This window comes from Curtobacterium sp. UNCCL17 (assembly GCF_000686685.1).
Taxonomy (GTDB): Bacteria; Actinomycetota; Actinomycetes; order Actinomycetales; family Microbacteriaceae; genus Curtobacterium; species Curtobacterium flaccumfaciens.
In genome coordinates this window covers 270,070-283,029 of record NZ_KK366001.1, presented here as the reverse complement: position 1 = coordinate 283,029, position 12,960 = coordinate 270,070, and the positions used below count along the sequence as shown (strand labels likewise).

Here is a 12,960-nt window from a genome sequence, read left to right as displayed (position 1 = left end):
GTCAGCGCGCGGACACGAACCGCCGTCCCGCGCCCGTCACGTGGGCAGCAGGCGGACGGGAGGCCCGTGGCGGCGCCGCCACGGGCCTCCCGTCCGTCGGTCGGTCGCGTCTCAGGACCGCGACAGGCGCGCCACGGTGGCGTGCGCGCCGTCCGCGATGAGCCCGTCCAGGGCGTCGCGGTACGCGGCGACGAACCGTTCGTCGTCGACCAGGTCGCCGAAGACCTGGCGGTTCACGATGAAGGCGAGGCGGTCCTCGCGCTGGGTCAGGGCGATGCGGTGCAGGGGTTCGGCGAGCCGGTCGACGATCTCGATGGGTTCACCGGACTCGTCGGTGCCCTCGTCGTAGCGGGCCCACGACGCGACGATGCCGGCGGACAGCGTGACGGGCCGGCCGGCGGCCAGGTTCTCGCGCACGACGGGGAGCAGCCACTTCGGGATCCGGTCGCTCGACTCGGCGCAGAGCCGGGCGAGGGTGTCGCGCACCTCGGGGTTCTGGAAGCGCTCGATGAGGGTCGACTTGTAGTCCTCCAGGTCGATGCCGGGCACCGGGTGCAGCGTCGGCGTGCCCTCGTCGTCCATGTAGCGGCGCAGGAAGGTCGCGATCGCCGGGTCCTGCGTGGCCTCGTGCGCGTAGCGGTACCCGGACAGGTACCCGAAGTAGCAGAGCCCCTGGTGGCTGGCGTTGAGGAGCCGGAGCTTCATGAGTTCGTACGGCTCGACGTCGTCGACGAGCTGGACGTCGGCGTCCTCGTAGGGCGGGCGGCCAGCGGGGTGGTCGTCCTCGAGCACCCACTGGAAGAACGGTTCGGCGACGACGGGCCAGGCGTCGTCGATGCCGAGCTCGTCGCGGACCCAGGCGCGGTCCTCGTCGGCGGTGACCGGGGTGATGCGGTCGACCATCGAGTTCGGGAACGCCACGTGCTCGTCCATCCAGTCCGCGAAGGCCGGGTCCTGCAGCCGGGCGTAGGCGGTGAACATCGACCGGGCGACGTGCCCGTTGCCCTGGATGTTGTCGCAGGACATCACGGTGAACGGGTCGAGGCCGCGGTCCCGTCGGCGGCGCAGTGCCTCGACCACCAGGCCGAACACCGTGCGGGGCGGGCCGTCGCCGCGCAGGTCGGCCGCGACGCCGGGCTCGTCGGCGACGAACTCGCCGGTGACGTGGTCGAAGTTGTAGCCACCCTCGGTGATGGTCAGGCTGACGATCCTGGTGTCCGGGTGCGCCATCTTCTCGACGACGGCGTCCGGGTCGTCGACCGCGAGCAGGTACTCGACGATGCTGCCGACGACACGGGACTCGCGGGTACCGTCCGGGTGCTTGAGGACGAGCGTGTACAGCCCACCCTGTTCGGCCATCGCGGTCGCCATCCGACGGTCCTGCTCGAGCACGCCGACGCCGCAGATGCCGTACTCGCGGGCGTCGCCCTGCTGCAGGAGCCGGTCGATCACCATCGCCTGGTGCGCGCGGTGGAACCCGCCGACGCCGAAGTGGACGATGCCGGCGGTGATGCCGTCGCGGTCGTAGGTGGGCACGGCGACACCGCTCGCGGCGATCTCGTCGAGGGTCTCCGGGGACAGGCGGACGGGCATCGGGTACTCCTTCGTACGGCGGCGGATCCGCGAGCGGTGACGCGGCGGTTCGTCCGTCCAGTCTGGCACCCGACACCTCCGGCAGAACAGTGGTGCAGCACAGGCGTTCTGCTCCGGGGGACGAACCTGGGGATGCACTCAACCTCGTTGCACCGAGTGCATCGATGCACCTAGTGTTCCATCTCGTGACCATCGCGACCGACCGCCGTGCTGCCCTCAAGGCGAAGCACCGTGCGGCGATCCTGCAGGCCGCTCGCGACCTGATCGACGAGCGCGGCGGCCGCGACTTCAGCGTGGACGACCTCGCCGCCCGGGCGGACATCGCCCGGCGCACCGTGTTCAACCACTTCGCCTCGCTCGACGAGGTCCTGCTGGCCGTGTGCGAACAGGAGCTGTCCGTCATCATCGACCGGTTCCTCGCCGACATGGCCCGGACCCCGGTCGGCGACGGCAGCCGGGCGTCGATGTTCGACGAGCTCGAGTCCGCGGCCCGCGGTGCCGACCTGGCTCCGGCGATCGCCAGCATGTACCGGATCCTCGGCGACCCCGGCAAGGACGACCCGAAGGCCGCGGTCCTGACCCAGACGGCGTTCTCGCGTGTGACCGAACGGCTCCGGCACGAGGTCGCCCGGCGCTACCCGGCCGCCGACCCCCTCGACGCCGCGCTGCTCGTCGAGTCGCTCATGAGCGGCATCGTCGTCATCGCGGAGCACTGGCTGGCGACGTCCGGCCCCGAGCTCGACCAGCCGGCGCTCGACGCGTGGGACGACCTGCTCGCCCGACTCGTGCACAGCGTCCGCAGCGGCTACATGGCCGACGACTGACACCGCCCCACCTCCTCATCCCCCAGGGGTCCACCGGCGCACCCCGCACCACCAGCACCTGACAACGAAAGGACCGCAGGCACCCGCATGGCCGGTCTCCTCTACCGTCTCGGACGGTTCTCCGCACGACGCCACTGGCTCGTGATCATCACCTGGGTCGCGATCATGGCCGTCGCGGGCGTCACGTACACGCTCTTCGCCGGCACCATCTCGTCGTCGATCACGATCCCGAACACCAAGACCAGTCAGGTGCAGGACCAGCTCGCCGACAAGTTCCCGTCGGCGAACGGCGGCAACGGCACGATCGTCTTCGAGACGAAGGACGGCAAGGCGATCTCGTCGTCGCAGCAGTCCGAGATCGACGACTTCCTGACCAGCCTCGAGAAGCTCGACGGCGTCAAGGGCACGACGAGCGGCTTCGCCACGCAGCAGCAGCTCGACGACCAGCGGCAGAAGATCGTCGACGGGCGTGACCAGATCGAGTCCGGTCGCGCGAAGATCGAGACCGGCCAGCAGCAGCTCGACGCCCAGAAGGCGCAGCTCGAGTCCGGCAAGCAGAAGATCGCGACCGCCCAGGCGCAGCTCGACGCACAGAAGGCCCAGGCGCAGGCCGCCGGCGGCGCGGCCGTCCCCGCCGCACAGGCGCAGGCCGCGGCCGCCCAGCTCCAGCAGGCGCAGGCACAGATCGACGCCCAGCAGGCGCAGATCGACGCCGGTGAGCAGCAGATCGCGACCGCCCAGAAGACGATCGACACGAACAAGCAGAAGCTCGACGACAACGAGCAGCAGCTCGAACAGGGCTCGGACCTGCTCGACCTGTCGAAGGACATCCGCTTCGTGTCGGACAACGGCAGCGCAGCGATCGGCACCGTGCAGTTCACGAAGTCGACCTACGAAGTCCCCGCGGACACGAAGACCGCCATCGCGGACGACGCCGAGTCGGCCGACATCCAGGGCGTCAACGTGTACGTCTCGAACGACATCGCACAGGGCGTGCCGTCGATCCTCGGCCCGGGTGAGATCGGCGGTGTCATCATCGCCGCGATCGTGCTGCTCCTGATGCTCCGCACGGTCATCGGCGCCGCGGTCCCGCTCGTCAGCGCCGTCCTCGGCGTCGGAGTCGCTTCGCTCACCGCCCTGTCGTTCTCGAGCGTCGTCGAGTTCATCTCGGTCACGCCGGTGCTGGGGGTGATGCTGGGCCTGGCGGTCGGCATCGACTACTCGCTGTTCATCCTGAACCGGCACCGGACCCAGCTGAAGCAGGGCATGCAGGTGCACGAGTCGATCGGGCTCGCGAACGGCACCTCGGGCAACGCCGTGGTGTTCGCCGGTGCGACGGTCATCGTCGCGCTGCTCGCGCTGAACATCACCGGCATCCCGTTCCTCGGCCTGATGGGCACGGTCGGTGCGGTCGCGGTGCTCTTCGCGATCCTCATCGCGACCTCGTTCACCCCGGCCCTGCTGTCGCTCATCGGCATGCGGATCCTGCGGAAGAAGGAGCGCGCGAAGATCGGCAACACCGACTCCACGCGGATCCCGAACAAGCCGATGTCGAGCTGGCGCGCGGTCATCACGCTCGTCCTCGGCGTCGCGGTACTCGGCACCATCGCCCTGCCCGCGACGCAGATGCGCCTCGGCCTGCCGAGCGGTTCGTCCGAGGCCGTCGAGTCGAGCCAGTACAAGGCCTACAAGACGCTCGAGAAGGAGTTCGGCGCCGGTCAGAACGGCCCGCTGCTCGTCGTGGCGACCCTGCCGGAGTCGATCAGCAAGAGCGACGTCACCGCGACCGAGGTCACCATCGGCCAGGCGATCGCGAAGAACGACGACGTCAAGGCCGTGCTGCCCATCGGGGCCTCGAAGGACCGCGACATCATCGCGTTCCAGGTGAAGCCCGCCGGCGGCCCGGACAGCGTCTCCACCGAGAACGTCGTGAAGGACCTGCGCGAGCAGACCGTCTCCACCGACGACGGCAAGGTCACCCTCGGTGTCGCCGGCAACGCGTCGGCGAACATCGACGTGTCCGAGAAGCTCTCGAACGTGCTGCCGCTCTACCTCGTGGTGGTCGTCGGGCTGTCCCTGATCATCCTGATCATCGTGTTCCGGTCGTTCCTCGTGCCGATCACCGCCACCGCCGGGTTCATCCTGTCTGTGCTGGCGTCGTTCGGCGGGCTGACCGCGATCTACCAGTTCGGCTGGCTCGGCTCGGTCTTCGGTGTGCACGACCCGGCACCGATCCTGAGCTTCCTGCCCATCATCGAGATCGGCATCCTGTTCGGTCTGGCGATGGACTACCAGCTGTTCCTGGTGTCCGGCATGCGTGAGGCCTACGCCCACGGTGCGAGCGCGAAGGTGGCCGTCCAGCGCGGTCTGCACGCGGGTCGCGCGGTGGTCACGGCGGCGGCGATCATCATGATCTCCGTGTTCGCGGGCTTCATCTTCTCGGACTCGTCCACCATCAAGCCGATCGGCTTCGGGCTGGCGTTCGGTGTGCTGATCGACGCCTTCGTCGTCCGCATGCTGCTCATCCCGTCGGCGATGCACCTGCTCGGCAAGAGCGCCTGGTGGTTCCCGAAGTGGCTCGACCGCATCGTGCCGGACGTCGACGTGGAGGGCGCGAAGCTCGAGCGCACCCATCCGGTCGCCGGCCACGAGGACACGCACACCGGCACCCACGCGCTCCCCGTGGAGCCCGACGCGAACGCGCACGACTCGGGCCACCCGCCCGCGCACCGCGCGTAGTCGACGCACCCGCGCCACCACCCTGGAGGCCCGGTGCCGGTCCACGAGACCGGCACCGGGCCTCCAGGCCGTCGCGCCCACCGCCCCGGGTCGCGACCACGCCGCTTCGTGCACGAACGAAGTAACCTGAACGCATGACCCAGACCGCCCCGGACCCGCTCGCGCTCGACCGGCAGCTCTGCTTCGCACTCGCGGCGACGAGCCGCAGCGTCATCGGGCTGTACCGCGACCTGCTCGAACCGATGGGCCTGACCCACCCGCAGTACCTCGTCATGCTCGCCCTGTGGGAGCGGGACCCGCGCTCGGTGCGCGAGATCGCCGGCGAACTGCGACTCGACTCCGCGACGCTCAGCCCGCTCCTCAAGCGGCTCGAGGCCTCCGGCTACGTCCGCCGCACCCGCAGTGCCGCCGACGAACGCCAGCTCGAGGTCTCCCTGACGACGGCCGGGCACGCCCTGCGCGACCGGGCCCAGGCGGTCCCGCTCGCCGTCGCCGACCGGCTCGGGTGGCCACTCGCCCGGCTCGAGTCCCTGAAGGACGAGCTGACCGAGCTGCTGGAGCGCGTCGACCAGGTGTGATCCGCGGCCATCGGTGCCATAATGGTTCGTGCACGAACGAAAGGATGCACCGTGGGACGCTTCGGCCAGTGGTACGAACGGTGGAACACGACGCTCATCAACAAGATGGGCCCCTCGCAGATCGGCGCCGGTCGCCCCGAGGGCATCGACGACCGGACGATCGACCGGGGGTGCCCCCTGTGCGGCAAGCCCCTCTCGCAGCACCAGGTGATCCGGCCCGAGGGCCAGGTCCGCTCGTCGACGCTGGTGTGTCCGCGCGACTGACCGCGCTGCCTGAAGAAGTGCTCCGAGGCGGAATTGCATCGGACAACTCGTCGTTCGCCCTGAGGTGAAGCTCTTCGAACCCGCCTCCATCGGCGCCCTGTCCCTGTCGAACCGCGTCGTCATGGCCCCGCTCACGCGCACCCGCGCCGGCGAGCACGGCGTCCCGAACGACCTGCTCGTCGAGCACTACCGGCAGCGCGCCGGCCTCGGCATGATCATCACCGAGGGCACCTGGCCCGTGCAGGAGGGCCGCTCCTACCCCGGGCAGCCCGGCATCGAGACCGACGACCAGATCGCCGGCTGGCGCCGCGTGACCGACGCCGTGCACGCCGCCGGCGGCACGATCGTCATGCAGCTCATGCACGGCGGCCGCGTCTCGCACACCGACATCTCGCAGACCCCGCGCATCGTCGCCCCGTCCGCCATCGCCGCCCCCGGGCAGACGCACCTGGCCGACGGCTCGAAGGCCGACATGCCCGTCCCGCACGAGCTGACCACCGCCGAGGTGCAGGAGGCCGTGCAGGGCTTCGTGCAGGCCGCCCGCAACGCGATCGCCGCCGGGCTCGACGGCGTCGAGGTCCACGGCGCCAACGGCTACCTGGTGCACGAGTTCATGTCGCCGGTGTCGAACACCCGCACCGACCAGTACGGCGGCTCCCCCGAGAACCGCGCACGCTTCGCGATCGAGGTCACCACCGCCATCGCCGAGGCCATCGGCGCCGACCGCACCGGCATCCGCCTGTCGCCCGAGCACGGGATCCAGGGCGTCATCGAGGACGACGCGGCCGACGTCCGCGCCACCTACACCGCCGTCGCCGAGGGCCTCGCGCCGCTGGGGCTCGCCTTCGTCGACGTCCTGCACGCCGAGCCGACCGGCGACCTGGTGCAGCACGTCCGCCGCACCGCGGGTGCGCCGTTCATCGTGAACTCGGGCTTCTCGTCGCTCACCACCCGCGACGAGGCCATCGCGATCGTCGAGGGCGACCACGCCGACGCCGTCGCCGTGGGCCGCGCCGCGATCGCCAACCCGGACCTCGCGCACCGCTGGGAGCACGACGCCGAGCTCAACGAGCCCCGTCCGGAGCTCTTCTACGGCGCGACCGCCGAGGGCTACACCGACTACCCGTCGCTGGCCGAGGCGCGCGCGACCGTCGCGTAGTCGACGCACCATCTGACGGACGGGAGGCCCGTGGCGACACCGCCACGGGCCTCCCGTCCGTACCGGGGCCACGTCGTAGGCGTGCGCCGACGGTCAGTGGTCGAGGACCGAGAGCGAACCGACCACCGCGACGGCCAACGGTCCGCTGTAGGACACGCAGACGACGCCCATCCACACGGCCCCCGCCCACGTCGCTCGCAGACGGCTCTTCCGCCGGTCGCGCAGCACCAGGCGACGCCCCGCGGCGGCGATCGCGTCGGCGTGCCCGTCCTCGAGCAGCGAGCGGTCGTCCTGGTACCGGGAGGCGGCGCGCACGACACGGGGCACGACCTCTCCCAGGACGGCCTCGACCTGCATCCACGGCGCAGGGCGCGACCAGTCCGCGGTCCCCGGCGCCGAGAAGACCAGACGGTCATCGACCATCTCGACGTTCCAGCCGGCCGCGTGGTCGACGAGCGCTGCCATCACGTCAGGGGTGAGGACGTACAGCGCGTCCTGGCCGTAGTCCTCCGGCGCCCAGACGCGGAAGTGCCGGTCGAAGTCGCCCTCCAGCGACATCCGTTGCCGGTGACGGAGCACCACGGGCAGGTCGCTGCGTCGACCGTCGTTCGCCGTCGCGTCGAGGAGCAGGTGCGGCAGCGTGCCCGGTAGCCGGACGGTCAGGTACGTCCAGTCCCGCGAGACCATCCAGCGCCGCAGGACGCAGCCGAACTCGACGTCCGGGACGCCGTCGACGTGCACGGGGGCGGTGCCGAACCGGGGGTGGACGCGGATGCCGGAGTAGCGCGGGGTGATCATCGAGTCGAGCGGCTTCGGACGGACCGGACGCGCCGGGTACCCACTGGCCTCCCCCGTCAGCACTGCCCGAGCCTCGTCCGGACGCAGGGTCCGAGGTCGTTCGCCGCGGACCAGGAGCACGACGAGCCCGACCACGCCGGCGACGAGCACCACGAACCAGGCCGCCCAGCGGACGACGTCACCGACACCCGCGCCGTTGTGGACGAGCCCGGTGCCCCAGATCACGAGCGCGGACGCGAGCCACGCGAGCGGGACCTCGATCGCCAGGAGCAGCGCGTTCCACCACCACGGGGCCTGTCGCGGGCGGCGCATCCGCGGTCGTCGCGCCGTCTTCGCTGCCACAACGTCGTCGGGCGCGGTCAACCAGCGCAGATCCATCGAGTCCCCCTCCGGATCAGGATCGTAGTCGGCGGGGCGCGGAGGTCGGACTGAGCGCTTCATCAGACGATCGTCTGCCGAATTGCAGGGCCGTCCCAAGTTGAGGGACGAAGTTGCTCGGACCATGCCGCGGCCATCAGCATCGCACAGTGCGATCAACGGCCAGCGGACGCTCGAGGCAACTGAAGGGGCACCCCCGTGCACATCTCGCGCCGAACTGCGCTCATCGGCATCACCGCCACCGTCCCGCTCGTCACGACCGCGCTCGCGGCCCCGGCCGACGCCGCAACCCCGTCGGGCGCCGCCGACTCGGGCGTGCTCGCCGTGCAGCGCTGGCTCAACACGACCTTCGGGCACCTGCACGGGTGGGTGCACGTCGACGAGGACGGACTGACCGGCAGCGGCACGGTGCTCGGGATCGTGCAGGCCACCCAGTCGCTCCTCGGCATCTCCCCCGTCGTCGCGACGCTCGGGCCGACGACCCGTCGGAAGCTCGAGCAGCACGGTGACGTCGGGGCCGAGACGGGTGCCGACGCCGCGACCTGGTGCCGACTCGTCCAGGCCGGACTCGTCTGCAAGGGTGCGGCGACCGTGACGCTCACCGGCGAGTACGACGCGGCCACCGTCGCGGCCGTGCAGGCGCTCCGCTCCGACCTGGGTGCCGAGCCCGGCGCACTCCCGCTGTCGGCCCACCTGTTCGGCGCCCTCCTGACCGTCGACCCGGTCCGGCTCGCCTCCGGCGGATCCCGTGCGGTGCGCGCGGTGCAGCAGTACCTCAACCGCACCTACGCCGAGGCGACCGGCGGCGCGTACGGCAGCACGAGCGGGCTCGTGGACACGAGCACGTACTCCGCGGCGATCCGCGCGGTGCAGGTCGCGGTCGGCGTCACGGTCGACGGCGCCTGGGGACCGGGGACGGCTGCCGCGCTCCGTGCCGCGGGACCGAGCGTCGTCGGGGTCGGGGCCACCGGCGCCTGGGTGCTGCTCGTCAAGGCGCTCCTGGTGCTGAACGGCGAGCGCGTCGTGTTCAGCAGTGCCTACTCGGCAGCGGACGCCGCGGTGGTCCGTGCGTTCCAGCAGTTCCAGGCGTTCCCGCCGGCCGAGCAGACCGGGACGTGCGACGCCGGCACGTGGGCGGCCCTGGCCGCGAGCACGGGCGACCCGGACCGTGCGACGACCGGTGCCGACACCGCGGTGCGCCTCGACGACGCCCGCGCGGCCGCCGTCCGTGCGTCCGGTGCCACCGGCGTCGGACGCTACCTCACCAACCACCAGCAGTCCGGAGCGCTCGACAAGGCCCTGACCCCCGACGAACTCCGTGTGATGGCGAGCGCCGGGCTCGGGCTGTGGCCGATCTTCGAGGAAGGGGGGTTCACTGCCTCGTGGTTCACCGAGGAGCAGGGGGTCCGCGACGCCCACCGCGCCCACGACGCCGCCCGACAGCTCGGGATCCCGAAGCAGACCACCGTCTACTTCGCCGCCGACTTCGACGCTTCGGCGGCGCAGGACGAGTCGCTCGTGGTGCCGTACTTCCGTGGCGTCGCCGCCGGCCTGCGGGACCGCGGGAACCTGTACAAGGCGGGCGTCTACGGCTCCCGCGCCACGTGCACCGCCGTGAGCAGCGCCGGACTCGCGCACTTCTCGTTCGTCGCCGGGATGTCGCCGGCCTGGGCGGGCAACCAGCTCGAGCCCCTGCCGGGCAACTGGTCGCTCAACCAGATCCAGAACCGCACGGTCGGGTCGGGCAACGGATCCACCGAGATCGACGCCGTGGTGGACTCCGGGCGCGACTCCGGCGTCCCCGCGGCTCGGCTGGTCGGCTGACCGGCTGCCGACCGGGATCGAGCACCGCCGTGACCACCACGACCCCGCGTGACGACGAGCCGCACGCCGCGTTCCCGCACCGTGCCACCTACGTCTTCTCGAACTTCGAGGAGGCGATCTCGATGGACTGCTACTGCGACGAGGGCGCCGACCACTTCGGCGTCTACCCGTTCTACGACGAGGTCATCAAACCGATCATCGACGATCTGACCCGACGCGTCCGGCGCCGGTTCGGGAAGGAAACCCCGTGAACACCGCACACCCCACCACCCCGACCACCGCCCGGCACCGCAGCCGTCGGACCGCCGCGACGGCCCTGACCCTCGGGCTGCTCGCGGCGGGCATCGCCCTGCCGACCACGGCGGCGAACGCCGACCCCCTGCCCACGTCCGCCGAACCGACGGGTTCCACGATGACCATCTCCCACGACGGTTCCCGTCCCGCGGCATCGACGGCAGAGCTCGACACCATCGGCGCGCTCATCCTCCGACGGCTGGAGCTCGCCGACCCGGTGGCGGAGTCGAAGTGGCTCAGCGGCAAGCCGATCGCCGACCCGGTGCGCGAACAGGCCGTCGTCGACGAAGCGGTGACCCTGGCGGAGCAGCAGGGCGTCGACCCCGTCCTGGTCACCCGGGTGATCCGCGCGCAGATCGCCGCGAGCAAGGTGGTCCAGCGCGGCCTCATCAACCACTGGACGCACAACCCGTGGACCGCACCCACGACGGCGCCGGACCTGACGACCATCCGGCCCCAGCTCGACGCCATCGACACCGACCTGGTGACCGCGCTCGGCCAGGCCCAGACCGTCGCCCAGGACCACCGGTGCGCACACCTGGTGGACGCCGAGCGGAAGCACCTCGACGTCGGACTCGACTCGCTGCACCGGAAGGGGATCGACGTGGCCTGGCACACGTTCTGCGCCGCCTGACGCGGGCAGGGGACGGGCCGTCATCATGAGCGGCCCTAAGATGTGGTGTTCACTGATCGCTCAGCTCCGGGCGAGGAAGGACACCGCGCCAGATGAACCAGCGGCAGCTCGCCATGGAGGCGTCTCGTCGAGCCATCATCGACGCCGCGGGGCAGCAGTTCGCGGCCTTCGGCTACGAGGCGACCACGTTCTCCCGTGTCGCCGAGGCGATGGGCAAGCCGAAGTCGGCGATCGGGTACCACCTGTTCCCGTCGAAGAAGGACCTGGCGACGGCGGTCATCGAACTGCAGCAGCAGCGCTGGCGTGAACTCTTCGACGCACTCCCCGCGCAGCCCGGCATCGAGCGGCTGACGGTGTTCCTCCTGACCACCGGGATGGACGTCCGCCGGGGCTCGGTGGCGGGCGGCGCGGTCCGGCTCCTGCACGAACTCGGCAAGGCCGGCGTGCCGGTGCCGCGCGGCTTCGACTGGTTCGAGATGACGCGGGGCGAGCTCGTCAGCGCCGGGGTCGCGGCGGCGGACGTCGACGCGGCCGCGGTCCAGCCGTCCGTCCTGCTGCTCCTCAACACGACGCTGGGCATGGTGGACGGTTCGACGCAGCTGACCGACGACGAGCTCGTGGCGCAGCTCAAGGCCCTGTGGGCACCGCTCTTCACGTCGTTCGGCATCGCCGGTGCGTCGGAGGTCATCGCGGCGGCCCAGCCGTACTCCCCCGCCACTTCGTGAGCAGGAACGGTCGAGTCCGGCTCCGGGACTCGACCGTTCCTGCTCACCGAGTCGCACGGACGTGACGCGCGACGGGTGGACCCGGGCGCGAACGCTGCTGATGAACGACGAAGGGCCCCGGTGGAATCCACCGGGGCCCTTCTTCGTCCTGCTTGCCTGTGCGCTCGAAGGGACTCGAACCCCCAACCTTCTGATCCGTAGTCAGATGCTCTATCCATTGAGCTACGAGCGCGTGGCCTTGCGGCCGTGGAAGACTCTACAACAGGTGCGGCCCGGGCGCCAATCGAGGCGCTCCGGCCCCCGCGCTCGGCGTGTCGCGAGTGGTCTCCGACGGCCGCATCGTCACAGCGCCGCGGGCTCCTCGTCGAACACCTCGGCCAGGAACACCCGGAGCGCCTGCCACGATCGGCGATCGGCGCGCTCCTGGTACTGCGCGCCGTGGTCCGGGGCGTCGGTACCGGGCACCGCGAACGCGTGCATCGCACCGGAGTACGTCACGACCTGCCAGTCGACTTCCGGCGCCGCCCGCATCTCGTCCTGCCACGCGTGCACGGCCTCGTCCGGCACGACGGGGTCGGCGCCCCCGGTGAGGACGAGCAGCTTCGCGCGGATGTCGGCGGCGTCCGAGGGGTCGTGCGCGATGAGGCCGCCGTGGAACGCCACGGCACCGACCAGGTCGGCCCCGGTCCGTGCGAGTTCGAGTGCGGTCGAGCCGCCGAAGCAGTACCCCATGACGACGACGCGGGCGGGGTCGACGTCGGGGTCGGCGAGCAGTCGCTCGAGTCCGGCGGTGGCGCGGGCGCGCAGCAGCGGCAGGTCCTGGTAGAAACCGCCGGCGACCTGGGCCGCGGTGTCGTCACCGGGGCGGACGCCCGCTCCGTAGATGTCCGCGCCGAAGGCGACGTAGCCGAGACGGGCGAGCATCGTCACCCGTGCTTCGACGTGCTCGTTCACGCCGTGCCAGTCGTGCACGACGAGGACGGCCGGACGACGGCCCGCGATCGCGGCGTCCTTCGCGAGCACACCGAGCAGTTCGATGCCCTCGTGGTCGTAGGGGACGTCGTCGACACGGATGTCGGCGCCGGCGGGTTCGGGAACGGTCTGCAGGACGTCGTCGGTGGTGTTCACGTCACCCGACGCTACGCCGCCG

12 protein-coding genes and 1 tRNA gene are annotated in these 12,960 nt (G+C 71.1%); 9 read left to right on the top strand and 4 right to left on the bottom strand.

Annotated features, from left to right (window positions below):
• Positions 1–111 precede the first annotated feature (111 nt).
• Entirely contained in the window at positions 112–1,593 is a 1,482-nt protein-coding gene (locus tag BR70_RS0111180) for a mannitol dehydrogenase family protein (protein WP_027466132.1), read from the bottom strand.
• 185 nt (positions 1,594–1,778) lie between these two features.
• On the opposite strand from BR70_RS0111180, the gene BR70_RS0111175 reads away from it, so the two are divergent.
• From BR70_RS0111175 to BR70_RS0111155, 5 genes are all read left to right on the top strand, one after another.
• Entirely contained in the window at positions 1,779–2,417 is a 639-nt protein-coding gene (locus tag BR70_RS0111175; RefSeq protein ID WP_027466131.1) for a TetR/AcrR family transcriptional regulator, read from the top strand.
• Between the two features lie 87 nt (positions 2,418–2,504).
• Positions 2,505–5,156, top strand: a complete 2,652-nt coding sequence (locus tag BR70_RS0111170) for an MMPL family transporter (protein ID WP_027466130.1) — start codon at positions 2,505–2,507, stop codon at positions 5,154–5,156.
• A gap of 134 nt (positions 5,157–5,290) precedes the next feature.
• Positions 5,291–5,734 carry a MarR family winged helix-turn-helix transcriptional regulator gene (locus tag BR70_RS0111165; protein ID WP_017888357.1) on the top strand — a complete coding sequence of 148 codons (444 nt, stop codon included), beginning with the start codon at positions 5,291–5,293 and terminating at the stop codon, positions 5,732–5,734.
• A gap of 51 nt (positions 5,735–5,785) precedes the next feature.
• Positions 5,786–5,998 carry a hypothetical protein gene (locus BR70_RS0111160; RefSeq protein WP_027466129.1) on the top strand — a complete coding sequence of 71 codons (213 nt, stop codon included), beginning with the start codon at positions 5,786–5,788 and terminating at the stop codon, positions 5,996–5,998.
• A gap of 64 nt (positions 5,999–6,062) precedes the next feature.
• Entirely contained in the window at positions 6,063–7,157 is a 1,095-nt protein-coding gene (locus tag BR70_RS0111155) for an alkene reductase (protein WP_027466128.1), read from the top strand.
• Positions 7,158–7,250: 93 nt separating this feature from the next.
• Here BR70_RS0111155 and BR70_RS22385 read toward each other — a convergent pair whose 3' ends face one another.
• Positions 7,251–8,267 carry a hypothetical protein gene (locus BR70_RS22385; protein WP_027466127.1) on the bottom strand — a complete coding sequence of 339 codons (1,017 nt, stop codon included), beginning with the start codon at positions 8,265–8,267 and terminating at the stop codon, positions 7,251–7,253.
• A 264-nt stretch (positions 8,268–8,531) separates the two neighbouring features.
• Between BR70_RS22385 and BR70_RS0111145 the strand changes: the two genes are divergently transcribed.
• The 4 genes from BR70_RS0111145 (at position 8,532) to BR70_RS20615 (ending at position 11,810) form a co-directional block, all read left to right on the top strand.
• Entirely contained in the window at positions 8,532–10,157 is a 1,626-nt protein-coding gene (locus tag BR70_RS0111145) for a glycoside hydrolase domain-containing protein (RefSeq protein ID WP_027466126.1), read from the top strand.
• 29 nt (positions 10,158–10,186) lie between these two features.
• Positions 10,187–10,408 (top strand): hypothetical protein, encoded by a 222-nt coding sequence (locus BR70_RS0111140; RefSeq protein ID WP_027466125.1) that lies wholly within the window; start codon positions 10,187–10,189, stop codon positions 10,406–10,408.
• Entirely contained in the window at positions 10,405–11,085 is a 681-nt protein-coding gene (gene aroQ / locus BR70_RS22380; RefSeq protein ID WP_051596855.1) for a gamma subclass chorismate mutase AroQ, read from the top strand. The genes BR70_RS0111140 and aroQ overlap by 4 nt, the downstream gene beginning before the upstream one ends.
• A 92-nt stretch (positions 11,086–11,177) precedes the next feature.
• Entirely contained in the window at positions 11,178–11,810 is a 633-nt protein-coding gene (locus BR70_RS20615) for a TetR/AcrR family transcriptional regulator (RefSeq protein ID WP_051596854.1), read from the top strand.
• Between the two features lie 159 nt (positions 11,811–11,969).
• Here the strand turns inward: BR70_RS20615 and BR70_RS0111125 are convergent.
• Positions 11,970–12,042 (bottom strand) — tRNA-Arg (locus BR70_RS0111125).
• A 110-nt stretch (positions 12,043–12,152) separates the two neighbouring features.
• Positions 12,153–12,938, bottom strand: a complete 786-nt coding sequence (locus BR70_RS0111120; protein WP_027466124.1) for a dienelactone hydrolase family protein — start codon at positions 12,936–12,938, stop codon at positions 12,153–12,155.
• Positions 12,939–12,960: the final 22 nt, after the last annotated feature.

Coding starts and splice junctions, on each gene's coding strand:
- BR70_RS0111180 (WP_027466132.1), bottom strand. CDS start 1,593: ATGCCCGTCCGCCTGTCCCCGGAGACCCTCGACGAGATCGCCGCGAGC.
- BR70_RS0111170 (WP_027466130.1), top strand. CDS start 2,505: ATGGCCGGTCTCCTCTACCGTCTCGGACGGTTCTCCGCACGACGCCAC.
- BR70_RS0111165 (WP_017888357.1), top strand. CDS start 5,291: ATGACCCAGACCGCCCCGGACCCGCTCGCGCTCGACCGGCAGCTCTGC.
- BR70_RS22385 (WP_027466127.1), bottom strand. CDS start 8,267: ATGCGCCGCCCGCGACAGGCCCCGTGGTGGTGGAACGCGCTGCTCCTG.
- BR70_RS20615 (WP_051596854.1), top strand. CDS start 11,178: ATGAACCAGCGGCAGCTCGCCATGGAGGCGTCTCGTCGAGCCATCATC.